This is a genomic window from Flavobacterium sp., from assembly GCF_047602195.1.
Lineage (GTDB): Bacteria > Bacteroidota > Bacteroidia > Flavobacteriales > Flavobacteriaceae > Flavobacterium.
In genome coordinates this window covers 1,864,687-1,888,977 of record NZ_JASGHW010000004.1, presented here as the reverse complement: position 1 = coordinate 1,888,977, position 24,291 = coordinate 1,864,687, and the positions used below count along the sequence as shown (strand labels likewise).

At 49.0% G+C, this 24,291-nt stretch carries 21 protein-coding genes; 10 read left to right on the top strand and 11 right to left on the bottom strand.

Annotation, left to right across the window (positions count from 1 at the left end):
* Positions 1 to 65 precede the first annotated feature (65 nt).
* From QM717_RS14545 to QM717_RS14520, 6 genes are all read left to right on the top strand, one after another.
* Positions 66 to 638 carry an anthranilate synthase component II gene (locus tag QM717_RS14545; RefSeq protein WP_415038474.1) on the top strand — a complete coding sequence of 191 codons (573 nt, stop codon included), beginning with the start codon at positions 66 to 68 and terminating at the stop codon, positions 636 to 638.
* A gap of 161 nt (positions 639 to 799) precedes the next feature.
* A complete protein-coding gene (locus QM717_RS14540) occupies positions 800 to 1,426 on the top strand; it encodes a TetR/AcrR family transcriptional regulator (RefSeq protein WP_415038472.1) in 627 nt (208 codons plus the stop codon).
* Complete coding sequence (locus QM717_RS14535) at positions 1,413 to 2,918, top strand: TolC family protein (RefSeq protein WP_415038470.1); 1,506 nt, start codon at positions 1,413 to 1,415, stop codon at positions 2,916 to 2,918. The genes QM717_RS14540 and QM717_RS14535 overlap by 14 nt, the downstream gene beginning before the upstream one ends.
* The gene (locus QM717_RS14530) at positions 2,807 to 3,856 is read left to right on the top strand and encodes an HlyD family secretion protein (protein ID WP_415040139.1); all 1,050 of its coding nucleotides are present in this window, start codon (positions 2,807 to 2,809) and stop codon (positions 3,854 to 3,856) included. The genes QM717_RS14535 and QM717_RS14530 overlap by 112 nt, the downstream gene beginning before the upstream one ends.
* 125 nt (positions 3,857 to 3,981) lie before the next feature.
* Positions 3,982 to 5,574 (top strand): DHA2 family efflux MFS transporter permease subunit, encoded by a 1,593-nt coding sequence (locus QM717_RS14525; RefSeq protein WP_415038468.1) that lies wholly within the window; start codon positions 3,982 to 3,984, stop codon positions 5,572 to 5,574.
* 158 nt (positions 5,575 to 5,732) lie between these two features.
* Positions 5,733 to 6,077 (top strand): hypothetical protein, encoded by a 345-nt coding sequence (locus QM717_RS14520; RefSeq protein ID WP_415038466.1) that lies wholly within the window; start codon positions 5,733 to 5,735, stop codon positions 6,075 to 6,077.
* Positions 6,078 to 6,128: 51 nt separating this feature from the next.
* Here QM717_RS14520 and QM717_RS14515 read toward each other — a convergent pair whose 3' ends face one another.
* A complete protein-coding gene (locus QM717_RS14515; protein WP_415038464.1) occupies positions 6,129 to 7,304 on the bottom strand; it encodes an aminopeptidase C in 1,176 nt (391 codons plus the stop codon).
* 64 nt (positions 7,305 to 7,368) lie between these two features.
* Positions 7,369 to 8,127, bottom strand: coding sequence for a peroxide stress protein YaaA (gene yaaA / locus QM717_RS14510; RefSeq protein ID WP_415038462.1), 759 nt, complete (start codon positions 8,125 to 8,127; stop codon positions 7,369 to 7,371).
* A 160-nt stretch (positions 8,128 to 8,287) separates the two neighbouring features.
* On the opposite strand from yaaA, the gene QM717_RS14505 reads away from it, so the two are divergent.
* A complete protein-coding gene (locus QM717_RS14505) occupies positions 8,288 to 9,013 on the top strand; it encodes a hypothetical protein (RefSeq protein WP_415038460.1) in 726 nt (241 codons plus the stop codon).
* Here QM717_RS14505 and QM717_RS14500 read toward each other — a convergent pair whose 3' ends face one another.
* Entirely contained in the window at positions 9,014 to 10,549 is a 1,536-nt protein-coding gene (locus tag QM717_RS14500; RefSeq protein ID WP_415038458.1) for a YifB family Mg chelatase-like AAA ATPase, read from the bottom strand. It abuts the gene before it with no gap.
* 121 nt (positions 10,550 to 10,670) lie between these two features.
* Here QM717_RS14500 and QM717_RS14495 point away from each other — a divergent pair, with 121 nt between their 5' ends.
* Complete coding sequence (locus tag QM717_RS14495) at positions 10,671 to 11,873, top strand: sensor histidine kinase (RefSeq protein ID WP_415038457.1); 1,203 nt, start codon at positions 10,671 to 10,673, stop codon at positions 11,871 to 11,873.
* A 2-nt stretch (positions 11,874 to 11,875) separates the two neighbouring features.
* Positions 11,876 to 12,253 (top strand): PH domain-containing protein, encoded by a 378-nt coding sequence (locus tag QM717_RS14490; protein WP_415038455.1) that lies wholly within the window; start codon positions 11,876 to 11,878, stop codon positions 12,251 to 12,253.
* On the opposite strand, the gene QM717_RS14485 is transcribed toward QM717_RS14490, so the two are convergent.
* From QM717_RS14485 to QM717_RS14450, 8 genes are all read right to left on the bottom strand, one after another.
* Positions 12,246 to 14,528 carry a TonB-dependent receptor plug domain-containing protein gene (locus QM717_RS14485; protein WP_415038453.1) on the bottom strand — a complete coding sequence of 761 codons (2,283 nt, stop codon included), beginning with the start codon at positions 14,526 to 14,528 and terminating at the stop codon, positions 12,246 to 12,248. The genes QM717_RS14490 and QM717_RS14485 overlap by 8 nt on opposite strands.
* The gene (locus QM717_RS14480; RefSeq protein WP_415038451.1) at positions 14,525 to 15,436 is read right to left on the bottom strand and encodes a FecR family protein; all 912 of its coding nucleotides are present in this window, start codon (positions 15,434 to 15,436) and stop codon (positions 14,525 to 14,527) included. The genes QM717_RS14485 and QM717_RS14480 overlap by 4 nt, the downstream gene beginning before the upstream one ends.
* An 18-nt stretch (positions 15,437 to 15,454) precedes the next feature.
* Positions 15,455 to 15,982 (bottom strand): RNA polymerase sigma factor, encoded by a 528-nt coding sequence (locus QM717_RS14475; RefSeq protein ID WP_415038450.1) that lies wholly within the window; start codon positions 15,980 to 15,982, stop codon positions 15,455 to 15,457.
* A 94-nt stretch (positions 15,983 to 16,076) separates the two neighbouring features.
* Entirely contained in the window at positions 16,077 to 17,504 is a 1,428-nt protein-coding gene (locus QM717_RS14470; protein ID WP_415038448.1) for a hypothetical protein, read from the bottom strand.
* A 115-nt stretch (positions 17,505 to 17,619) separates the two neighbouring features.
* Entirely contained in the window at positions 17,620 to 19,665 is a 2,046-nt protein-coding gene (locus tag QM717_RS14465; protein ID WP_415038446.1) for a cytochrome c biogenesis protein CcdA, read from the bottom strand.
* Between the two features lies 1 nt (position 19,666).
* Entirely contained in the window at positions 19,667 to 20,977 is a 1,311-nt protein-coding gene (gene tilS, locus QM717_RS14460; protein WP_415038444.1) for a tRNA lysidine(34) synthetase TilS, read from the bottom strand.
* A 54-nt stretch (positions 20,978 to 21,031) separates the two neighbouring features.
* A complete protein-coding gene (locus QM717_RS14455) occupies positions 21,032 to 21,739 on the bottom strand; it encodes a hypothetical protein (protein WP_415038442.1) in 708 nt (235 codons plus the stop codon).
* A gap of 9 nt (positions 21,740 to 21,748) precedes the next feature.
* Positions 21,749 to 23,035, bottom strand: coding sequence for an anthranilate synthase component I family protein (locus QM717_RS14450; RefSeq protein WP_415038440.1), 1,287 nt, complete (start codon positions 23,033 to 23,035; stop codon positions 21,749 to 21,751).
* A 170-nt stretch (positions 23,036 to 23,205) separates the two neighbouring features.
* Here QM717_RS14450 and QM717_RS14445 point away from each other — a divergent pair, with 170 nt between their 5' ends.
* Positions 23,206 to 24,129 (top strand): DUF4349 domain-containing protein, encoded by a 924-nt coding sequence (locus QM717_RS14445; RefSeq protein ID WP_415038438.1) that lies wholly within the window; start codon positions 23,206 to 23,208, stop codon positions 24,127 to 24,129.
* Positions 24,130 to 24,291: the final 162 nt, after the last annotated feature.

The following is a 24,291-nucleotide window of genomic DNA, read 5'->3' as shown; positions in this document are numbered from 1 at the left end:
AATTCTTATTTTTGTCTCTGTAACCAAGCTTGCCCCAAACGGCAGGCTTTTTTTGAATACGAACCGTGCGCCCGAAAATAGCCGTCATCGACAATTACGACAGTTTCACTTACAATCTCGTTCATTACCTCGAAGATTTGGATGCCGATGTGACGGTGTTCCGCAACGACGAACTCGACCTCGACGAACTTCAACCGTTTGACAAAATCCTGCTTTCGCCCGGCCCCGGCATTCCCGATGAAGCCGGTTTGCTCAAAGCCATTATAAAAGACTACGCCAATTCCAAGAGCATTTTAGGCGTTTGTCTCGGCCAACAGGCCATTGCCGAAGTCTTCGGCGGAACCATTTCGAACCTCGATAAAGTTTTCCACGGTGTCGCCACCGAACTGACTTTGGCCGTAACGGATGAAGTTTTATTCAGTGGAATCGAAGGCAAAATCCTCGTCGGCCGTTACCATTCGTGGGTTGTCGATTCGCAGGATTTTCCCGACGTACTCGAGGTCACTTCCTATGATCCGAACCACGAAATCATGTCGCTGCGCCACAAAACCCTCGACATCCGCGGCGTACAGTTCCATCCCGAAAGCGTGCTCACGCCACACGGCAAGCAAATGCTCCAAAACTGGCTCAACGGCTAATTCTCATCTCTTGCAGCGCAGCGGTCTTGCTTCTTGGCTCTATCAGCGCAGCGGTCTTTTCCCGAAAACGTTTTCCGTTAAAAAAAAGTTAAACCAAAATTAAACAAACGTTTAACTTAAACAATCGTTTAATTTTGTACCCGAAATTTAAACCGATTGCCATGACTGCATTAAATGACAAACAAATCCAAATCCTGCAGGTAGCCGAAAGGTTGTTTGCCGAAAAAGGATTTGACGGCACGTCGATCCGCAACATCGCCAAGGAAGCGGGCATCAACATTGCGATGGTTTCTTACTATTTCGGTTCGAAGGAAAAAATGCTCGAGGCTTTGATTTATTCGCGCACAACCGATGTAAGGATGCATCTCGAGAACATCCTTAAGGAAGAAGCCGAACCGATGGAAAAAGTCGACAAGCTTATCGAACTGTACATGGCGCGTGTCAATAAAAACCGGTGCCTGTACCAAATCGTGAATTCGGAATCGGCAAACGTGAAACGCGCGCTCAACCTCAAATCGTTTACCGAAGTGAAGAAGCGCAATCTTGAATCGCTCAAACTGATCATTGCGCAAGGACAAGAAAAAGGCGTGTTCAGGAAAGATGTCAATGTCGAACTGATCCCGGCCACGATTTTCGGCACCTATTTTCAATTCCACATTGGCCGCCCGCTCTATGAAGAAGTCTTCAACCTCAAGACCGACGCCGATTTCGACCGCTACATCAAAAACGAATTGACTACACACATTAAGCAAACGATAAAAGCCCTTTTGACCCATGAGATTCAATAAATTCCTGCTCATCGGATTTGCCGTTTTCGGAATTTCCGCGCAGGCGCAACAACAACCCACCAACCTTTCGCTCAAGGATGCCGTCAGTATGGCACTTTCCAAAAGTGACGAAGTCAACCTGGCCAATACCAAGGTCGAAACCAAAAATTTCGAGAGCCAGGCGATGAAAATGAACCAATACCCAGACCTCAAGGTTTCGGGTCAATACCTTTGGCTCACCCAAGCCGATGTAACGTTGAAAAGTTCGAAGGAAAACAACAGCGAAAACGCATCGGGTTCGGAAAGTGAAGAAAACAGTCCCTCGCCCAAACACCTCGCCATCGGCCAGGCCAATGTGAGCATGCCATTGTTTTCGGGTTTCAAGCTAAAGAACAGCATCGCGGCTTCGGAGAATTTGTACAAAGCCGAATCGGCCAACGCCAACCACACCAAAGAAGAAACCGCGATGAAAGTCGTGACCTACTACGCCGATTTGTACAAAGCGCAAAAATCGGTCGAACTGTTCAAGGAAAGCCTCAAAAGCAGCCAGCAACGCGTGACCGATTTTACCGCAATGGAAAAAAACGGGCTCATTGCGCGCAACGATCTGCTCAAGGCGCAGTTGCAGGAATCGAAAATCCGACTGTCTTTGGCCGATGCCGAAAAGAACGTCCGTTTGATCAATTACTATTTGGTTACGTTGTTGAAATTGTCGCCAGAAACACTGATCGTCGTTCGCGAGGACAACATCGAGCCCAATATTTTTGGGTTCGGCCTCAAGACCGAAGCCGATGCCTTGCAAAACCGCCAAGACCTTGTAGCGGTCGATTACCTCAAAAAAGCCAATGACGCCAACATCAAAGTGGCCCAAGCGGCGTATTTCCCTTCGCTTTCGTTGACCGGCGGTTACATCGCGATGGATGTCGATAATCTAGTTCGTGTGGAAAACGCAATGAACGTAGGCGTTGGCATTTCGTATAACCTCAGTTCGCTTTTCAAGAACGGCAAGGAAGTCAAGGCCGCCAAGAGCAAAGCCAAGGAAATTGAAACCCAACAGGCGATGTTGACCGACGCGATCAAGACGCAGGTCGTCCAGGCACGTGAAGGCTACGACCTTTCGGTCAAGCAAGACCAGGTCTATTCGGAAGCCGTGACGCAGGCCGATGAGAATTACCGCATCGTCAAGGACAAATACGACAACGGACTTTCGGACACCAATGATTTGCTCGAAGCCGATGTGGAAGACCTCGGTGCCAAAATCAATCAGGCTTATGCCAAGGCGAACGTCGTACTCAAATACTACGAATTGCTCGAAAGCCTCCGGCCAATTAACCCAATCCTTCAATTTGACTCAAAACTAATAGTACCATGGAAGACAAGAAAAAAACCAACAAGAAATTCCTGTTCATTTTCGGAGCGCTCATTTTACTGGGCGGCACCTACGGAATTTTCAAATACGTCCACTCGCTCGCGCACGAAGAAACCGATGACGCGCAGATCGAGAAAAACATGAACCCGATCATCCCACGCGTTACGGGTTACATCACCAAAGTCTATGTCAAGGACAACGACTTCGTCAAAAAAGGCGACACCTTGTTTACGATCGACAGCCGCGACTACATCGTCAAGGTTGAGGAAGCCAAGGCCGCGCTCGCCGCAGCCGAAGGAAGCTTCGAAGTGTCGAAAGCCGATGTGGGCAGCGCCCAGGCCAATGTTTCGGTATCGCAGGCCAATGTATTGTCGGCCGGCGGAAACATCGAAACGGCTAAAATCCGTTTGAACCGTGCCAAAAACGACTTCGAACGTTACAGCAACTTGTACAAAAACCACTCGATCACCAAACAGCAATTCGAACAGGCCGAAGCCGCCAAACTCGAGGCCGAAAGCCAGCTCAAGATTTTGCAGCAACAAGAACGCGCGAGCGCTTACCAAAGATCGGTGACCGAAGCCAAATCGAATGTGACGAACAAGCAGACGGAAGTCGCGGCGGCCAACATCAAAAGTGCCAAGGCCAAACTCGATGCGGCGCAACTCAATTTGGATTATACCGTCGTGACCGCTTCGGTGGACGGGCAGGTTTCTAAAATTGCGGTGCAGCCGGGACAATTGGTACAGCCGGGACAATCGCTGTTCTACATCATCAACAACCAGGAGGTTTGGGTCGTGGCCAATTTCAAGGAAACGCAATTGAACAAAATGGTCATCGGGCAAAAAGCGACAATCAAAGTGGATGCTTATCCCGACACCGATTTCGAAGGAACGATCACGTCGTTTTCTCCGGCGACCGGAGCGAGGTTCTCTTTGCTCCCACCCGATAACGCGACCGGAAACTTTGTGAAAACGATTCAACGTTTGCCAGTCAAAATCAGCTTGAACCAAAGCAACGAAGCGGAAAAAATCAAATTGCTGCGTCCGGGAATGAACGTCGATGTGGACGTGCATTTGAAGTAATCACGACTGCCTAGCCCCGATTGAAGTGGAAATCCTTTTTGTGGCTGTAGCGCAGCGAAGGCTGCAAAAAGATTGCAACGGAAAGCGGGAATTAGCTCCTAATAAATAAAATTCAATAAAATAATATGTCAGCAACAGCAACCGCAGGCCAAGACGATTTGGTGGAATATGGCTTTCGCCGCGTGATCATTACGATTACGGCCGTCCTTTGTGCGCTGCTCGAGATTGTCGACACGACGATTGTAAACGTCGCGCTGACCGATATGCGCGGTTCATTGGGCGCCACCTTGACCGATGTGGCCTGGGTCATTACCGCTTACGCAATCGCCAACGTGATCGTGATTCCGATGACGAGTTGGTTGTCGCAACAATTCGGCCGACGCAATTATTTTGCGGTGTCGATTGTGGTGTTTACCGTCGCATCGTTCCTGTGTGGAAACGCCGGAAATATTTGGGAACTCGTGGTATTCCGTTTCATCCAGGGATTGGGTGGCGGCGCGTTGCTCGTGACCGCACAAACGATCATCACCGAAAGTTATCCGGCCGCCAAACGCGGGATGGCGCAGGCCATTTACGGAATGGGTGTAATCGTTGGGCCAACGCTTGGTCCGCCATTGGGTGGTTATCTCGTCGATAATTTCTCATGGCCGTATATTTTTTACATCAACATTCCATTGGGAATTATCGCGGTTTTCTTGACGTTGACGTTTGTCAAAAGTCCGAAATACGGTGAAAAACTCAAGGCCAACCAAGTCGACTGGTGGGGAATCGTATTCCTCGCCTCGTTCATCGGTTCGCTGCAATTTGTGTTGGAACACGGCCAACAGGACGATTGGTTCAACGATTCAACAATCGTCATCTTAAGCGTCGTGACCGTTTTGGGATTGCTCGCGTTCATCTGGCGCGAAATGATGTACGACCATCCGATTGTGAACCTGAAGGTTTTGAAAGACGGGAATTTGCGCGTGGGAACCTTGATGTGTTTCATCCTTGGGTTCGGATTGTACGGTTCGACTTTGGTCATTCCGATTTATACCCAGCAGATTTTGGGCTGGACCGCGACCGATGCGGGAATGCTGCTGATTCCGGGATCGATTACGACCGCGTTCATGATGCCGATCATCGGAAACCTGATCCAGAAAGGCGTACCTCAGGTGTACATGGTGGCCGTCGGGTTCTTGATTTTCTTCTTTTTTACGTTTTGGATGCACAACGCGATGACGCCAGATACGGGAGTCGAACATTTGTTCTGGCCATTGATTCTGCGCGGTATCGGTCTCGGATTGTTGTTCGTGCCGATCACGACGATGGCGCTTTCGACGCTCAAAGGCAAACAGATTGGCGAAGGTGCAGCGTTTACGGGCATGATGCGCCAATTGGGCGGCTCGTTCGGGATTGCGATCATTACGACCTTCATCACGCGTTTTTCACAGGAACACCGCGTGAACCTCGATGCGCACCTCGACGTGAACCGTCTGGAAGTGCAGGATCGCGTGCACCAATTGCAACAAGGATTTATGTCGAAAGGTTTCAGCGCGAACGAAGCGCTCAGCAAAGCGCACCAGGTACTCGATTTTTCACTCATGAAGCAGGCGACCGTACTTTCTTATATGGATATTTTCATGTACCTCGGGGTGATGTTTCTGTGCTGTATCCCAGTTATTTTGCTGATTAAAAAAGGAAAAAACAAGGTCGACCCGAACGAGGCGCTACATTAAATTTTGCTCCCGACACAAAACTTAACATTGAAATTCCATGCGAATGCCCTAATTTCGGGCTTGCAAAAATTAAACAATAAAACTAACCAATCTTTCAAATATTATTTTTATATTTGATTGAATACAAAACAGTTATACCAAACTAAGATTGTTATATCATGGGATTATTCGGTAAAGACATCAAGAAAATCATTCGCGAATTCCGCCACAAGAGGGAATATTACTCCGAGGATTTGAGCAAGGAAATCGAGGAAACATTCGAGGATCTGCGTGCAGATTACGAGGAGAACAGCGAAGTGGTTCCTGAATTCGTAGCATTCGCCAACGAACTCAAACTCAAACTCGACAGCCAGGACGCCAAAAAGCTCGAAGCATTTACTTCTCGCCTGAGCAAAGTCAACCGAAGCGCAAGAAACGGCGTCGAAGCCATGCGCGAATTGTCGAGAAACCAACGCAAGCTATCGGCTGAAACGCAATGGTTGTACGAAGAATACGAACACTGAGAACTTCGAATTAGTTATAAAAAAGCCCCGTCGATGACGGGGCTTTTCTTTTTAAGTGTGCAACCTGTTTTTGGTCGCTTTCGGAACACCGCCCTTGTTGAGCAGGATTCCGGTCGATTTGAGTTGGACAAACGCCTTGGTCACATACAGGTATCCTTTGTAATCGTTGGTCGTTCCCCATGAATTTTTGACTTTATAGTATTCCTTGCCGTTCTGGTCCTTGGCCAGACCGACGATCTGCATCGCATGGTCATCGGTGGTGCTGAGGCTGTACAAACCTTCGAGACGCAAATCCTCGGTGACTTGTTTTTCCTGGATTGGGCCTACGAAAATCGCTTTTCTTTGTTCGTCGGTGATGTTGGTCAAATCGACATCGGGTACGTGCGCCACGCCATTCTTCCAACTGAAATAGGGTTCGGAAACATCCGAAGACCAAGCCACGGTATAGCCTTTGGCCAATGCGTGATCGATGATGTCGGTCAATTCGGTCATCGGTACATTGTACAATTGGTCATAGCTCCAGTTGTCCGGCACCGGCAACACCATTTTTTCATAATACGGGCTGTCTTTGTAAGACGAGAACTCGATGTAATCATCGGGGTTGATGCCCACCACTTCCTTGGCAAAAGTCTGTGGCGTGTATTGTTTGCCATTGTATTGGAACGTCGCCGGCAATTTCCCGAGTTTCTCATCCATGTAATTATTGATGTCCTTGACCCATGAAATGCCTTTTTTCGGGTCTTCATTTTTGATGTACGCGTCAAGAATCGCCTTGAATTGATCCTGAAAATCTGCCGATTTCAACGCGCCTTTGCCGTAGTCTTCATAGGTATACGCCTGTTGCGGCATCGCCCCAAATTTGCGCAGCATGTTCAACACATCGTGCGTCTCGCCTCCATCGCCAAGCCCGAGGTTGGCATTGAACAGGATGTAATTGCGCGCTTTGGACAAATACACATTGCGCGCCGTATAGATTTCGGCCAAATCGACGGGTTGCTTGCCCATGCGGATCATTTCCGATTCGAGGAAGGAATTTCCGGAATAACTCCAGCAGGTTCCCGCCGAACCTTGGTTCTTGACCGAGGTATTTTCGAGATCGATCACTTCCTTAAAATCAAACTTCGTAGTCAGCGAGGCATTGTTGATTACTTTTTTGATCAGTTCATCCTGGGCAAAAAGGCTCAGTGAACAGAACATTCCTGCGACTAACAGACTTTTCTTCATCATAATTCTAACTTTTAATGGTTGTAAATGTAGCCATTTGGGCTACACGGCTAATATATTTAACTTTTTATCGCGTAAACACCAGGTGGTTTGCCTTGGAAAGGTTCGCATCAAAACGATAACCTTCATAATCGAACCCTTTCAAATCCTCGAGCGTCTGCGCATTCGTATCGACAATGTAACGCACCATCATGCCACGCGCCTTCTTGGCAAAGAAGCTGATCATCTTGAGCTTGCCGTCTTTCATGTCCTTGAAATCAACCTTGATCACGGGAACTTTCAAGGCTTTGAAATCTACGGCCGAAGCGTATTCGTCGCTGGCCAGGTTGACGAACAATTCATTCTTTTTGAGTTCTTTGTTGAGCGCCGTCGTGAGTTTCGGTTTCCAATATTCATACAGATTTTTGCTTTCGCCTACGGGCAATTGCGTTCCCATTTCGAGCCGGTACGGCTGGATCAAATCGAGTGGTTTCAATAACCCGTACAAGCCAGACAGGATCCGGAGCCTGTCCTGCAAATCGTCCAATTTTTCCACCGGCAACTGGTAGGCATCTAATCCGATGTAGACGTCGCCTGCAAAAGCATAGACCGCCGGGCGTGCATTTTCGGGTGTAAACGGCGTTTTCCAGGCTTTGTTGCGTTGCCAATTCAACTGCGCCAGGTTATCGGAAATGTCCATGAGTTCAGACAATTCCTTTGGCTTTTTCTTTTTGATGACTTTGTTGATCACACGCGAATCCTTGAGGAATTTGGCCGCGGTATGCCTTTGGGTAGGCAACGGCGTTTCGTAATCGAGCGATTTGGCGGGCGAAATGATGATTTTCATGTGTACTTTTTTTTCAAAAATACGTAAATTACAATTGCATTAGTAGCCCGCTCCAGGTGTTTTGTTACAAACAAAGATTGCCAAAATACAACTGCCTGAAAATGATGTAACGAAATGCCCAAAAATGGACTAATCCTCAACAATCATCTCATCAATCCTTATGAAAACAACCATCCTCCTTTTGTTTGCAACCATGAGTTGCACCTTGTATGGGCAAACCCTTATACCCGGAAAAAAAGCCTTCGAATCCAAGTGGATCAAGCCCGAGAAGCAGCAAATGACCTGGTATGCCGTAAAAGACACGACCTTGTTTGAAATCGGGAAAGTCAGTACCGATCTCATTGTGGACAAAAAACAACTCACGGTAGTGACCCAAATCGACCTCAAAAATGCCGCTTCCCCATGGATCGATTCCACTGCGGCCGAAATCGAAACACTCAAACCCATTTTTCATTCCTCTTACAATGCCCAGCGCGACATGCGGTTGCAATTTGGCAAACAGGTCACCGGATTTTACAATGACAAAGTAAAACAGGTCAATACGCCCATTTCAGATGTGCCGCAATCGGCTTATTTCGACAGCAACCTCTACCCTGTCCTGTTGCGTTGGCTGCCACTGACCGAAGGCTATCAGCAAACCATCGCCATTTATGACATGAATCCCACTCAAACCGGGGTACACAAAGCCTTTATCACCGAGGTCAAAAAAGGCGAATACCTTTCGAAAAAATCAGGTAGGCATGCAGTTTGGATCGTAAGTGTTTACGACGAAATCGGCGACGGCAACACCAAAAGCCAATACTACATCGACCAACAAACACGACAGCTTTGGCAACAGGAAATCACGGCGGGCGGACGCAAAATGCTCATGCGCAGCATCGAGTAATCAGCCCAGCCAGCCTTCCCGATCTAGACTTCGGTATTGGATCGCTTCGGCCACATGCGCCGATTGTACGTTTTCGGAACCTTCCAAATCGGCAATCGTTCGCGCCACTTTCAAAATACGGTCGTAGGCGCGCGCCGATAGATTGAGCCGCTGCATCGCCGTTTTGAGCAATTGCAGCGAAGCCACGTCGAGTGCGCAAAAGTTGCGGATGTGCTTCGTATTCATCTGGGCGTTGTAATGGACCGTCTCCATTTCGGCAAAACGCGCGCTCTGGATTTCCCGGGCTTTGGTGACGCGTGACCGGATCTCTGAACTCGATTCGGCCTGTTGCGTGTCGGACAATTTCTCGAAAGGCACGGGTGTCACCTCGATGTGGATGTCGATGCGGTCGAGCAACGGACCCGAAATCTTGTTGCGGTACCGCTGCATTTCCTGTGGCGTAGAAACAACCGGCGCTTCGGGGTCGTTGAAATAACCGCCCGGACTCGGATTCATGCTGGCCACGAGCATAAACGACGAAGGATAAGTAATCGTAAAACGCGCACGCGAAATCGTCACTTCGCGGTCTTCGAGCGGCTGGCGCATGACTTCCAACACTTCGCGCTTGAATTCGGGCAATTCGTCGAGGAACAGCACGCCGTTGTGCGCCATCGAGATTTCACCCGGTTGCGGATAACTGCCACCACCGACAAGCGCCACATTCGAAATCGTATGATGCGGCGAGCGAAACGGCCGCTGGTTCATCAACCCGGCTTCTTTTAACTTGCCTGCGACACTATGGATTTTGGTCGTTTCGAGCGCTTCGCGCAACGTCATCGGCGGGAGAATGCCGGGCAACCGTTTGGCGAGCATCGTCTTTCCCGAACCCGGCGGCCCGATCAAGATGATGTTGTGCCCGCCCGCGGCCGCGATTTCCATGCAACGCTTGATGCTTTGCTGGCCCTTGACATCCGAAAAATCGAATTCGGGAAGTTCAAACGATTTGTAAAATGCTTCGCGTGTGTTAATTTTTGTCGCTTCGAGCGTACCGGTTTGGTTGAAGAAATCGATGACCTGCTGTAGATTTTCGACACCATACACTTCGAGTCCATCTACAATGGCGGCCTCATCGGCATTTTGCTTCGGCAGGAAAAACCCGACGAAACCTTCTTCCCGCGCTTTGATCGCAATGGGCAAGGCACCTTTGATGGGTTGCAGGCTGCCATCGAGCGAGAGTTCGCCCATGATTATAAATTGTTCAACTTTTTCCGTCTGGATCTGATTGGAAGCCACGAGGACGCCGATGGCCAACGTCAAATCGTAGGCGGAACCTTCCTTTCGCAAATCGGCCGGAGCCATATTGATCGTGATTTTCTTGCCGGGCATGGCAAATCCGTTGTTCTTCAAGGCGGCCGCGATGCGGTAACTGCTTTCCTTGATGGCACTGTCGGGTAAACCTACGAGATGGTACCCGATGCCTTTGTCCATATTGACTTCGATGGTGATGGTAGTGGCTTCGACGCCAAAGACGGCGCTTCCGAAAACTTTTGTGAGCATGGCGTATAAATTTAAAATGGCTTATATCGGATAAAGATAGCAATTTAACAATCTTAAAAAAAATCTTAAATCGTTTTTTGGTCGTAAATCCGTTATTAACTTTGTATTAAAATTCATACTCATGCTGACGCCTCAAATACCACAAAATGAGTCTGATCGTCTTGACGCGCTCCTTTCCTACAAGGTGCTCGACAGCCATCCTGAAAAGGATTTCGACGATATTACGCGACTCGCCTCTGAAATTTGCGATACGCCGATTTCGGTGATTACTTTACTCGATGAAAACCGCCAATGGTTCAAGTCCAAGATCGGGCTCGACCTCGAGGAATCCGACCGCGAAACGTCTTTCTGTGGACACGGCATCAACAACCCGAACGAAAATATGATTGTCGAGAATGCGCTCGAGGACGAACGTTTTTTCGACAACCCGCATGTCGCAACCGATGACGGCATCCGCGCTTATGCCGGCGTTCCGCTGGTGAATCCCGAGGGTTTTCCGCTCGGCATGCTGTGCGTGATTGACAAACGTGCCAGGAAACTCGATGAATTCCAGATCAAATCGCTCGAAAAACTGGCCAACCAGACGATGAAATTGCTTGAACTGCGCAAGAATAACTTCAAACTCACCGAAAGCCACAACCTGCTGGCGCAACGTTACAAAGACCTCGAACAGTTTTCGCGTGTGGTGTCGCACGACATCAAGTCGCCGCTCAACAACATCATCCTGTTGTCGAAAATGTGCCAGGAAGAATACGCGGACAGGCTCGATGCGGGCGGACAACAGATGATCGGTTACATTGGCGAATCGGCCGAGCAACTCAAAATATTGGTCGACGGAATTCTGGAATATTACAAGTACGACACAATCGATGTAACTGAACGCGAGAAAATTAGACTCCGCGATTTTACCCAATACATCATCGGATTGCTCAACGCAAAGAACGACATCGAATTCCTGCTGCCCGACGAAAAGGCGAAGTTCAGGAGCAATAAAATGGCCTTCGGGCAAATCCTGTACAACCTGTTGGCCAATGCGATCAAATACAACGACAAGCCCAAAGGCGTTATCGAAATCGGTTTTGAAACCACCGAAACCGGACACATCATTTCGGTCAAGGACAACGGCATGGGCATTCCCGAATCGCATTTCGACAAGATTTTTGATATCTTTACCACGCTCGGAAAAACCGACCGTTTCAACCAGAAAGGCACCGGGATCGGGCTGTCGACCGTGCAGAAATTGACAGTAAAATTGGGTGGAAACATCCGGCTCGAATCGCAACAAGGCATCGGCACCACTTTTTACATTCACCTAAAAAAATAAATATGGGATTATTCAACGCCATTTTGGGCAACGCTTCAGAAGTCAACCTCGACAATGTCAAAAAGGAATTTGAGCCGATCATCATCGAAGGCGAACACATCGAAAAAGCCTTCAAGATGGTCAAGGACATGTTCATTTTTACCAATAGACGATTGATTCTCGTTGAAAAGCAACTCGTCGGAAGCAAAGTCGATTACCTGTCGATTCCGTACACCAATGTCATCAAGTTTTCGAAGGAAAGCGCCGGGATTTTGGACCTCGACGCCGAGCTCAAAATCTGGATCAAGGACGAGGCCGAACCGATCAAGAAGCAATTCGGCAAAGGTGGCGACAACATCAACGAAGTGTACCGCATCCTGAGCCAGCACATCCTCAAATAATCGTAAACCGCAGAAAAATATTGGGCATGATGCCAAGGCCGTAATAATCCTGGGTGCTGTAATGCAACCCGAAGAAATCGTTGATATTGGCGTATTCGCGTTCGTATTCCTTGCTGATGACCGAACGGCGGTTGTAGACATTGGTCACCGATGCACCAATTTTTCCGTGCCACGATTTCGCTTTTCGGAACACATACAAAGCCGAAACATCCAGTCGATGGTAGACGGGCAATCGCGACGCATTGTAAGCCATCACGCGTCCGTCGACATCGAGCGCGCTGAACGGTTTGCCGCAATGCCAAAACCAGCCTGCCGTGACTGAAAACCGTTGCCATTTGCGGAATGCCGAAATGCCGAGCGCATGCGTAATGTTGGTGCTCGTCTCAAAACTTTTCCCCCGATTGACCGATTCGAATCGGTTGCGCGAATCCTGGTAAGTGTACGTCAACCAAGCGCGCCAATTGGGCCCATTCTTTTGGACCAAAAGATCAAATCCTTTGGTCGAGCCTTCGCCGCGCAAGGGAACCGCATCGTATTGTTGCATGAATCCGAAAGTCTGCGAGGTGATGCCATCGATGGTTTTGTAATACCAATCGGCATCGATGAGCCAATGGCCCGGCTTGAAAATCAATCCGGTCGTGAATTGGTTGGCGCGTTGCACCGGATATTGTCCCCCGTCGGCCAATACCCAGACATAATTCTCAAGACTCAAATCGTTGGACACATTCTCGCGCACCTGGCTCACCACCTGACTCTTGCGCTCGAAACTGCTTTGCCACACAAGCGATTCGGTGAATTTGCGTTGGACCAATACCCTGGGTTCCAAATCATTCGCATCGATTTTATGGTAGTGGTTCCAACGCAATCCGCCCAAAAACTGCCACAGCCCGAGCGTACCTTCGGTTTGGAGATAGGCGGAATGCGTCTGGAAAAAAAATTGCTTTTGGTCGAGGTTGATGCTGAAACCTTCATTTTTTGCCGTAAAATCATGCGACAGCGCATTGCCTGACAACTGGTAGCCCAGGTTCCAATGCCAACGCTGCGAAAAGTCATAATCAAAATCAACCGTGACACCCGAATCGGTGATGCGGTTTTTCTTGTCAAACGCCTCATAGTCATCGCTGCTGAAATTGCGCCGTTTCTGGTAATCGAACCGGTAACCCGAATAGTACCACAAAACGCTATGCCGCAAACGCGGGCCGTATTGTTGCTCCCATCCCAGGCTGTAGCCGAGGTTGCGTACATCGAGCCATTGCATGATTTCATGGACACCCGAAACCATCTTGAAATCGAGCTCATTGTCGATGATGATCCCACTGGCGGCCAGTTTGGTTCCCGAAAAAGGGCGGTAATTGAATTTGACGTTGTAATCTTCGTACCCAAACCGGTTGTCGTCCTCAAACCGGTTAAAATCGGTGTGCTGGAAAACCTTTTTGGCCAGGGCATCGAAAGTGGGCGACTGCCACCATTCGGTATACGATTTCCTGCCCGACAGTTGCACATCCAATCGATCCTTGAGCAAAGGCAATTGTACACAGGCATCGGCGTGGAGCCCATTAATCCCCGCATCGACCACCGTTTCTTTGGCGATCTGGTCTTGGGTCCGGATATCGATGGTACCTGAAACGCGTTCGCCGTAGCGCGCATCGGTGGCCTTGTTGTAATAGCGTACGGTCTGTCGCACATTGGGATTGAAACCCGAAATCATCCCGAACAAATGCCCCGGATGATACATGCGGATGCCGTCCCACAAAATCAGGTTTTGGTCGGGGGTGTTGCCACGGATATGCAATCCGGTCGCCGTTTCGTTAGGACTTTTGACGCCCGGCAATTGCTGGAGCGAAAGCAGCACATCGGCATCGGTGACTCCGGGCAGTATCTCGACTTTCTGCGGGGACAGCACAACTACGGCCGATTTCTTGGAAATCCCTTTCGACAACAGGCTTTCGACCAAAATCTCCTGCAATTCTTCCGCCTTGATGGTTTCGTTTCGGTAAATCGAGAAATAACGCGCATCGATCTGGACAACCTTGAGCGCGGTTTGGTTTTCGATGGCCGAGTTGATCTCGGAAAGCGTGTAATTTTGGGGCTGAAATTCTACCCGAACGTCCGCCACGATACTGTCGAGGTAAGAATATTGAACCTCGAAAGTACGCTCGACTTGAGCCAGTAATTGGTCTAATTTTACGGATTCGCGTCGCAAAGCCATTTTCTTTTCCTGCGCCTGGGCCGCACAGAAGAACAACAACAAACCAATGGACGCGAACCACTTCATTCCGAAAACACGATTTTTCCGTCCGGGGTTTGATCACACTGCATTTGCAACGGGATGCAAATCGAACGCAAGGCCGTTTGCAGGTCGCAGTGCGTAAAACTTCCCGTAAAACGCACGCCCTTGAGCGATTCCGGATAATCGACTTCGCGATGGTATTGGTTTTCCAATTGCCGCAAAACCGATTCTAACGGCGCATTCTTGAACGTGCTTTCGCCGCGGATCCATCCGGGTCCAACGGCTTCTTGCTGCCATTGCTCGGTTTGGTTTTCGTAAAAACGTACCGACTGGCCTGGGGTTAAAATCTGATGTTGTTTTTGATGATGGACTGAAACTTTTCCTTCGTAGCAATTGACTTCGAAATAGTCCTTTTGTGCGATAACATTGAATTGCGTACCCAAAACCGAAACGCTGCCCTGTGCCGTCTCGACGGTAAACCGCTTGCCTTTGCTGACTTTAAAAAAGGCTTCCCCGCTGAGTTCTAGCTTTCTGCGCAAGGCAAATCCGTTGGGATAAGCAACGGAGGATTTGTTGTTTAGGATGACTTTTGAACCATCGGCCAAGACGACTTCGGACCTCTGCCCAAACCCGGTCGAAACCCTATTGGAAAAAACGAGAAACTGGTACATCCCGAACAACAGCAATACCGCCGCTGCCGCTGCAAACCACGGAAACAACCGGAATGTTTTGGCCGGCTGACGGTCGAGGCTTTCTGCTTTTTTGTGTTTGATGGCGCGGTAATGCTGCTCCATATCGGGTTCCGGGAAGGCTAGCCCGTCGAGCGATTGCCGCAGTTTGAGATAGGCTTCGTATTCCAAAAGCGGCACTTTGGCCTGGAGTTCGGCATCGGTCAGCCTGCCTTCGATCCATTCGGAAAGGAAATATTCGTTATTTGGCTCTGGATTGTTCATTTTCATCGGACATTAAAACTACACATTTTGAACTACTTTTCGCAACTCCACCAAGGCCAGGTGCATTCTTTTTTCGACGGCCTTGACCGAAATTCCGAGCAATTCGGCGATTCCGGCGTAGGATTGGTTTTCGAAACGGTGCATCAGGAAAACGACGCGCTGCTTCTCGGGCAAATTGGCAATGGCCTGTTCGAGTTGGCGTTTAATTTCGGTTTCCATCAACACAAACTCGGGGGTTTCCTGGTGAACGGATGCGGGTTTGGACTGCAATTCGAACCGCGCCACCACTTTGTCGTGCTTGATGGCGTTGAGCGAGAGTCGGATGGCCGTGGTAAACAAGAAGCTTTTGGCCTGTTCGGGTTGGAGCGCCGCACAATTCTGCCACAAAATCACAAAGGCATTCTGCGCGGTATCCTCTGCCCTTTCGACATCCCTGAACTTGAAGGCCAGGAAATTGCGCAGCAGTTTGAAATGCGATTCAAACACCGAGCGGAATATCGGTTCCGAGCACAATACCGGTTCAGCAGATTCTTGTTTGACGGACATAAGCTTATAAAAACCCATTACCACACGCCTTACAGGAAAACGTGTGGCAATTGGTCATTCCAATTTTTGTATTAATTAACTAACTGGATTTATTTTAATTGCAATGCGTATTGATCAGGTTCAGGAATTGTTCCTGGTTGCCCACCCCAATGGTCTGGTTGCCAAAAGTGACTGTAATCGGGTAGCCGAAATTCGGGATCGGGCTTTGGTTCGGGAACCAGTATTGCAATACCGTTCCGTTGTTGTTGGCCAGGATCACCTGGTTCTGGTGCACGATTTCAACCGGATATTGGATGGTGAAACAAGTGCTGAGCGCCTGTTCGAAATTCATATTGGCCGGCGGACAGGTCACAAAATCATTCTGCGTAAAACCGGCGCAGTACGCGTTGCAGGCATTCGAGAACGTCGCTATTCCCGTGTTGGTCTGCACACAAACCGGTGCGTAATCTGTGGTACAGATGCAATTACAGGTCGGGATGGCAAAACCGGTATCGGCCACGCAATTGCTTCCGGTGATCACTACCCAAGAACTGCCCGGAACTGCCGCCATCGATTGAGGCACATTGAACGTAATCGGCAAGGCAGTCAGCGGATGCGTCCCGTAAGAAGTTCCGTTGATGCTGACATCAAAGGTATCCGAACTCGGGTTGACATAATTGAAGTTGAGCGTTACCTGATACGTTCCGCCGACAGGGTCGCAAGTACCGGTTGTAGCCGTAAAGCCGGTAATGCTGCATGGCGAATTGCCGTTGCAAGGCACCAAATCGTTCTGGGTGTATCCGGCACACATCGCAAAACACATGTTGCCAAACTCTTGTGTTCCCGTAGTGGTCTGTACGCAAACCGGGGCATATTCCAAATTGCAGGCGCAGTCGTCGCAAAGATTAATCAAATCATACAGTTGATAAATATTGCCGATGCTCATGGTTTGCCCATTGTAATTGGCCTGGATCGGGAATACGATCGTGGCGGCACCGTTAGGCGAAGCCAATGCAGCTACCAACTGCTCCATATTCTGCACGAGGTAAATCTGGTTGTTTTGGCTGACCTCAATCGGGAAAACCAAATCGAAACAATAGCTGTGTTCGAGGTCGTTGGCCAATGTATTGTAACCGCACTGGACCAGTAAAGAAACAAAAGCCAGCTCCGAATTGACTTCGGTTACGTTGCCTTGGTACACCACATAAAACGGAAAGCTGATTCCCGAAATGTAAAGGTTGGGCGTTTCATTAAGCACAATTTCAAGTAATCCGCCAAAGGAAGCCACCGTAACGGTTGTCCCATTGTTGTAGGAAAGCGTCAGCGGATAGACAAACTCGAAACAAAACGGGTTGACAGCCGAACGTCCTGCCGGACGCGAACCATCTTCATTGGCTTGCTCGAATTCATTGAGCGCGGTGCGCAGCGCCACGCTTTGTTGGGTACTTGGGGTGTTGTTCTCGATCGGGTCGGAATCATTACACGAATAAAAGCCGATCGCAGAAACGACCAATAGGCACATCAATAGTTTTACTGTTTTCATTTTTGGTTGATTTTGTTATTTAGGTCTAAGACAACACAAAAATGACCGACCCTACTTTTTTTCCAAAATATTTTTAAAAATAAAAAATCCCAACCGATCAGTTGGGATTTTGCAGTTACTTTTTGAATTTGGCTATACCGCCGGCGAGCCATTGGTGGTATTCTTCCACATTGGGCGTATAACCGATGGGCTCGTTGAGCGATTTCTCGTCGTGGTCGACCAATACATAATAAGGCCGTGCGTTCGATCCGTAGCGTTCGCGCTGGAACTCGCTCCACTTCTCGCCTATGGTTTCAATCTTCGAACCGGTTAGTTTCGAAATGTATTGTTTGTTTTCGGGCAAAGGCGTCCGTTCGTCGCAAAACAGTGAAATCAGTACGACATCATTTTGGAGCATTTTCAAGATGCGTTCATCTGACCACACATTGTTTTCGGTCAAGCGGCAATTCTGGCACGCGCGACCGGTGAAATCGATAAAGGCCGGTTTGCCGACTTGCTTCGCATAAGCCATTCCTTCGGCATAATCTTCAAAAGAAATAATTTTATGCGGGCCATAATTCGCGCCTTCAGGCAATGTTTCCGAAATCGAAACGGCACCCGCACCACCAAAGCCCAATGGACTTTCACTGTAATTCGGCGGTGGCGGAAACGCACTGATCAGTTTGAGCGGCGCACCCCAAAGTCCCGGAACCAGATAGATCGTAAAAGACAACGACAACACCCCGAGCAACATCCGGCCTACCGAAATGAACGGCAAGTCGCTGTCGTGCGGCATCTTGAGTTTTCCGAAAAGATACAACGACAAGGCCGCAAAAATGGCGATCCAGATCGCGAGGAACACTTCCCTTTCGAGCAAGTGCAACTGCAAGACGAGATCGGCATTCGACAAGAATTTAAAGGCCAAGGCCAACTCGATGAATCCGAAAACCACCTTGACCGTATTGAGCCATCCTCCCGATTTGGGCAAATTGCTGAGCAGGCTCGGCGCCAAAGCGAAGAACATGAACGGCAACGCCATCCCGAGCCCGAAGCCCAAAAATGCAATCGACAAGATTGTCGCGCCGCCATCTGAATTGAGCGCCGTTCCGAGCACGAGTCCGAGCGCCGGACCGACACAAGAAAACGACACAATGATCAGTGTCAGCGCCATAAAAAAGATGCCGATGAGTCCGCCCGAATTCGATGCACTGTCGGCCTTATTGGCGAAACGGCTCGGCAACGTGATTTCGAACGCCCCGAAAAACGAAATCGCGAAAATGGCAAAAATCAGGAAAAAGAACAGGTTGATGTAAACGTTGGTCGAAATATCGGCAAACACTTCGCCACTGATGCCTTCGATGATGTGGAACGGCAACGTAATCAACACACAGATTGTCACGATACACGCGCCATAGAAAATGGCATTGAAACGCCCGCGCGCTTTGTTGCCCGATTGCTTGAGGAAGAAACTCACCGTCATCGGGATCATCGGGAAAATACAAGGTGTGAACGTCGCGAGGATTCCTGCCGCGATTGTCCCGAGGAAAATGAGCCAGATGCTTTTTTGTTCTTTTTCTTCGGGTGCCTTTACTTCGCTGCTGGCCGGCTGAACGTTGGGATGTGCGTCACTTACCGGATCGACTGCCGTGGCAACAGCAATCGTATCTTCAAGAACCGGATTCGTCTTGGCTGTTTCTGCTGCTTCGGCTGCGGCGGTAGTCGTAGGCGTGGTCAGTTTGGGAATTACAAAAGTAAAAGTGTAATTGCCGTTGATGCAACTTTCCTTGCACACCTGGTAATCGATCTTGGCTTGGATCTTTGCGAGGCCCGGATTGGTGATTTTGACCTTTTGCTTGAGCCAGAATTTCTTTGAGAAAAAGTATTCGTCCACGCCAAAAACATCGTTGAATTTCTTTTCGTATTTGCTTTCGGTCGTTTTGCCGACGAGCGTATAATTGCCTTGCTGCTCGAGGTATTTGAGTTCGATCGGCAGCGGGCCGCCATCGGGTGTGAATTGCGAATAGACGTGCCAATCGGGGTCGATTTTACCCTCCATGACAAGGTTGAATTCGGTATCGGAAACTTTCTCGACCCGGGAAGTCCATTTGACCGGCTCGAGGATTTGGGCTTGGGTGTTGCCAAATGCCAAGAAGGCAAGAAGCTGGAAAAGTAGTTTTCTCATTTTAGGTTACTGTAATCTTCAATATTTGGTTGGTTGTTGTTTGTACTTTAAATCGCTCATCGGCACGCAGGCCCACCATCCAGACAATCTCACCGCCCGAACACAAAAGCCAGGTTTGCTCCTTTTGCGTCAGTGACAATTTTTCGTCCTTGAAAAATTTGCCTACTTTTTTCGACTGGCCGTTCATCCCGAAGGGCTGGAACACATCGCCTTGTTCCCATCGCCTCAAAACGAGGGGAAATTGCAATTTTTCAGCGTCGACAAATATAACATTATTCTTTTCCCCTGAGAGGTGATCGACGGCACAAAATGACATTTTTATGGGAAAATTAACTTCTTTTTGTCCTTGTTCGATGTGAAAAATTTCAGGCTCATTCTGCTCCCGCTGCCGACTCAAAATCAAAAAGTCGCGGTTGCGGATGAGCCGGTACTGTGGTGCCAGAATCTGCTTCCCTGACTGGCTTTCGGCCAATCCGTAAACATCATCCCAGGCCGTAAAACCATATTCGCGCAGCCATTGGTACAGGTACGAACGGTAATTGGGCAGTTTCTTGAGTTTGGCGGTGTTGAAATGGATTTCGCCATTGGCCTGTTGTGCGACTTGTTGGTACACGAGAATCGCGGCGTCTTCGGCCATCGTTTGGGTTTGTTGCAGATGGCCCTGTGTCTTGCCGAAAACCGCAAGGAATTGCGGATTGAGCGCCTTGAGCACCGGAACCAGTTCATGGCGGATCTTGTTGCGCAAATATTTGTCGGAGGCATTGCTGCTGTCTTCGCGCCATTCGAGTTGGTTGGCCTTCGCATACATTTCGATGGCTTCTCTTGAAAAATCGAGCAAGGGGCGGATAATTTTACCGTTCTGCCTCGGGATACCTGTCAAGCCTTCGATGCCGGTACCCCGCGAAAGATTGATCAGGAAGGTTTCGAGGTTGTCGTCGGCCTGGTGCGCCGTCAGCAGGAAATCGTAGTGTTCGCGCTCGAGCAATTCCCCGAACCAACGGTAACGCAATTCACGTGCGGCCTGTTGAACGGATAGCTTAAAATCTTCGGCAAATTGCTGGGTTTCGAAAGCGGTGGTAAAAACCGGAATGCCATGATGTGTCGCGAAACTTTGTACAAATCGCTGTTCGGCTGTGCTTTCTTCACCACGCAACTGGAAATTGCAGTGCGCGAGGCCCATATCGTAAGACAACTTTCGGAACATATCTACCATGACCATGCTGTCGATGCCGCCGCTTACCGCAAGCAGCAACTTTTTCCCTTGCAGGAACGACCAGTTTTGGTTGAGATGAGCCGTAAAATCGGAAAGCATTTGATGGGTTTAAGCAAGCGCTAATATACCATTTTTTGACCGTTGGGCCAACCGTCAATTTTCCATCTGGCGGTAAATCAACCGGCCGATCAGTCCGTCTTCGATCTCGACGAGATTGACCTTGCTTCTTGAATACAATACCAAAAGGCCGCCAGGGGCCGGAAGAACCATGGTTTCGGAGGCATTGAGCACACTGAAATAGCGTGTCATGCCCTTCAAATCTATGGATTGCTGTTCGTTATTGATGTACACATCGGCTTTCTCATTGCAATCCTTAAGCCCCGCCATAAAACTATGGTCACGCTTGATCTCGCCATAATTGCGGTTGTTGACCGCGATACTGATCGGGAACGACGAAACCGCATAAGCCTCGCGGTGGTCGCGCATGAACACCAATGCGCATGGTTCTTCCTTGGGTTCGGGAATGGTTCCGGACACATGGTACAAAGTTCCTTCTGCATAAAAACCGCTGCCTTTCTTGTTCCAGCCGATGTTGCGCACCACCACAAGATTGGCTCCCTGCGAACGGGCCACTTTGTCGATCTTGAGGTGCATGTTTGCGGCAGTGACATTGAAGTCCTCGCGCAAGACGAAATCGCCTGTCTTATTGCCATTGTGATTGATGCTGTCCTTTTCGGCGACGATGCGTACGATTGCGATTTTTCTTGAAGGGTCGGCAAATACCGTGGTGTTTTTGGTTTTGACCGAACTGCAGCCGGTGGCAAGCAAAAGCATTGACAGTAAAATAGTAAGTTTTCTCATTGGGGTGGTTTATTGCAGGACTTCGAACATGGCTTTGGCCTTGAGCAGGCATTCTTCGTATTCTTTTTCGGGAATGGCTTCTGCGGTGATGGCGCTGCCGACCGAAAAGGAAAGGTATTTTTTTTCTTCGTTGTACAGGATGCTGCGGATGACGACGTTGAAATCAAAATCGCCCTCTGGTGTAAAATAACCGACTGCGCCGCTGTACAATCCGCGTTTGGTTTCCTCGAGTTTCTCGATGATTTCCATGGCCGAAATTTTGGGCGCACCCGTCATGCTTCCCATCGGAAATGAATCTTTAATTATTTCTGTTGCAGCGATTTGAGGCTCCACTTTTGAAACGACGGTTGAAACCAGATGGTGGACTTGCCTGAACGAATACGCACCGCACAATTCCTCGACCTTGACCGAACCTTTGGTGGCCGTACGCGAGAGATCGTTGCGCACCAGGTCGACAATCATGATGTTTTCGGAGCGTTCCTTTTCGGAGGCGAGCAACTGGTTTTTGATGGCTTGGTCTTCATTAGGATCCTGGCTTCTTTTGGCGGTTCCCTTGATGGGTTGCGAAATGACGGTATCGGATTGTTTCCTCAAATAACGCTCGGGCGACGCAGACAACAGGAATTGCTTGTGGTTGCGGAAATAGACCGCAAACGGCGGCTGTGAAATGGCATTGAGTTTCTGATAGGTTTCAACCGGGCTGATTTCGGCATTTTCGGCGAAGAATTCCATACAGAAATTGGCCTCGTAAATATCGCCACGGTGGATGTGCTGGAGCATCTGGCCCACCTTGGAGAGGTAACTTTCCCTGGAAATACGCTGTTCTATCGCCACGGGCTTAGAGGCTTCGGGTTCTGGCTGCACCATTTGGGTGATGGCCCAGAAATCCGATTCGATTTCATCATCGCACATCCTCAGATAGGAAATTTCGAGTTCGTTTCCTTGGAGCTTGTAGATTTTCTTGGGTTGGAAGAAATACAGTTCGGGGAAACCGAGCCCGTCGAAATTGCGCGAAAACAAGGCTTCGGTATCGTTCTTTAGGTCATACGCCAAATACCCGAACAGCCAATCCTTGGTGTTTTGCTGGTACTGTTTCAAATCTTCGAATGCGTTGGCAAAATCGGTCTGCAGCGAGGTAAAGGCGTCAATGGCCAATAAACAATCGCAGGACGAATACCGCTGTGGATAGGCATTGCTGTCGAGGAAAGTCACTTCGCGGAACGACGCAGCCCAATTCAGCAATTGCATTTTAAACCGCTGGACATCGGGGATATTTTTATGGGTCGTCGTTCTCAAAATCTTATTTTACGATTCCAAAATTACAACAAAATTGCGGCGCAAAACCAAACCCAAAAATTTTGGCACAGTTATTAGTAGGCCGAAAAACCGTAACCTTCTAAAATTCATTGGCTATTGCACAAAACTACCTTCTATTAACCTTAGCATTAACCATTAAAAATGAATTTATGAAAACAATTCCAAAAATTGGCGTGGCCGTATTGCTCATTGCACTGGCCTATTCTTGCAAACAAGGCGAAGCTCCAGCCGAGGAGACAGCCACGACCGAAGCGGCAGCCGTCGCTTCTGCCGACGAATCCTCCGAAGCCAAATTCGTCACCAATGCTTCCAAAACCAAAGTTCCCGAACGCAAACTCATTCGCACGGCCGACATCAAGTTCAAGGTCAAGGACGTCGCCCAATCGACCTATGCGATCGAAAGTACCGTGAACCGTTACGGCGGATTGATCACCAACAACAACCTACAGAGCCATGTCCTGGAAACCAAGCAAACCAAAGTGAGTTCGGATTCCTTGCGCAAAACGAGCCGGTATCTCGTGGAAAACAACCTCACCTTGCGCATCCCGAACCGATCGCTCGATACGGTCGTCAAGGCCATCGCCAAGGAAATCCAATACCTCGATTACCGCGTGATCAAGGCCGACGATGTGGCTTTGCAAATGCTCGCGAACCAATTGACGCAACAACGAAACGCCAACCACAACAACCGACTGGCCAACAGCATTGACCACAAAGGCCGCAAACTCAGCCAGATTACCGATGCGGAAGGCAATCTACTCGGCAAAAATGAAGACAGCGACCAGGCGGCGATCCAGAACCTTTCGTTGCAGGACCAGGTCAATTTCAGTACGATTACGCTGGCGATGTACCAGAATGAAAGCGTGCGTTCGGAAATGGTCGCCATTGCGAGTACCGGTGGCGATTATGGCAATTTCGGGTTGGAGATTTGGGACGGACTCAAAAACGGCTGGTTTATCCTGGAACGCTTGATTGCGTTCGTGGTGCAATTGTGGTCGGTGGTTTTGATTGCGGGAATCGGTATTTTCTTTTTCAGAAGGTATTTGAATAAGAAGAAACCGGCGATTTTTTAACCAATGTCGATAATAATCCAACTGTCCTAGCCCGGATGGTAGCGGTTATCCTTTTTTGCAGCTTGCGGAGAAAAAGATAAAAGCGGACAGCCGGATCCAGCTCCTAAAAACAAAAAGCCCGATCCAACGACCGGGCTTTTTTTATTAAAATCTGATTGCCTG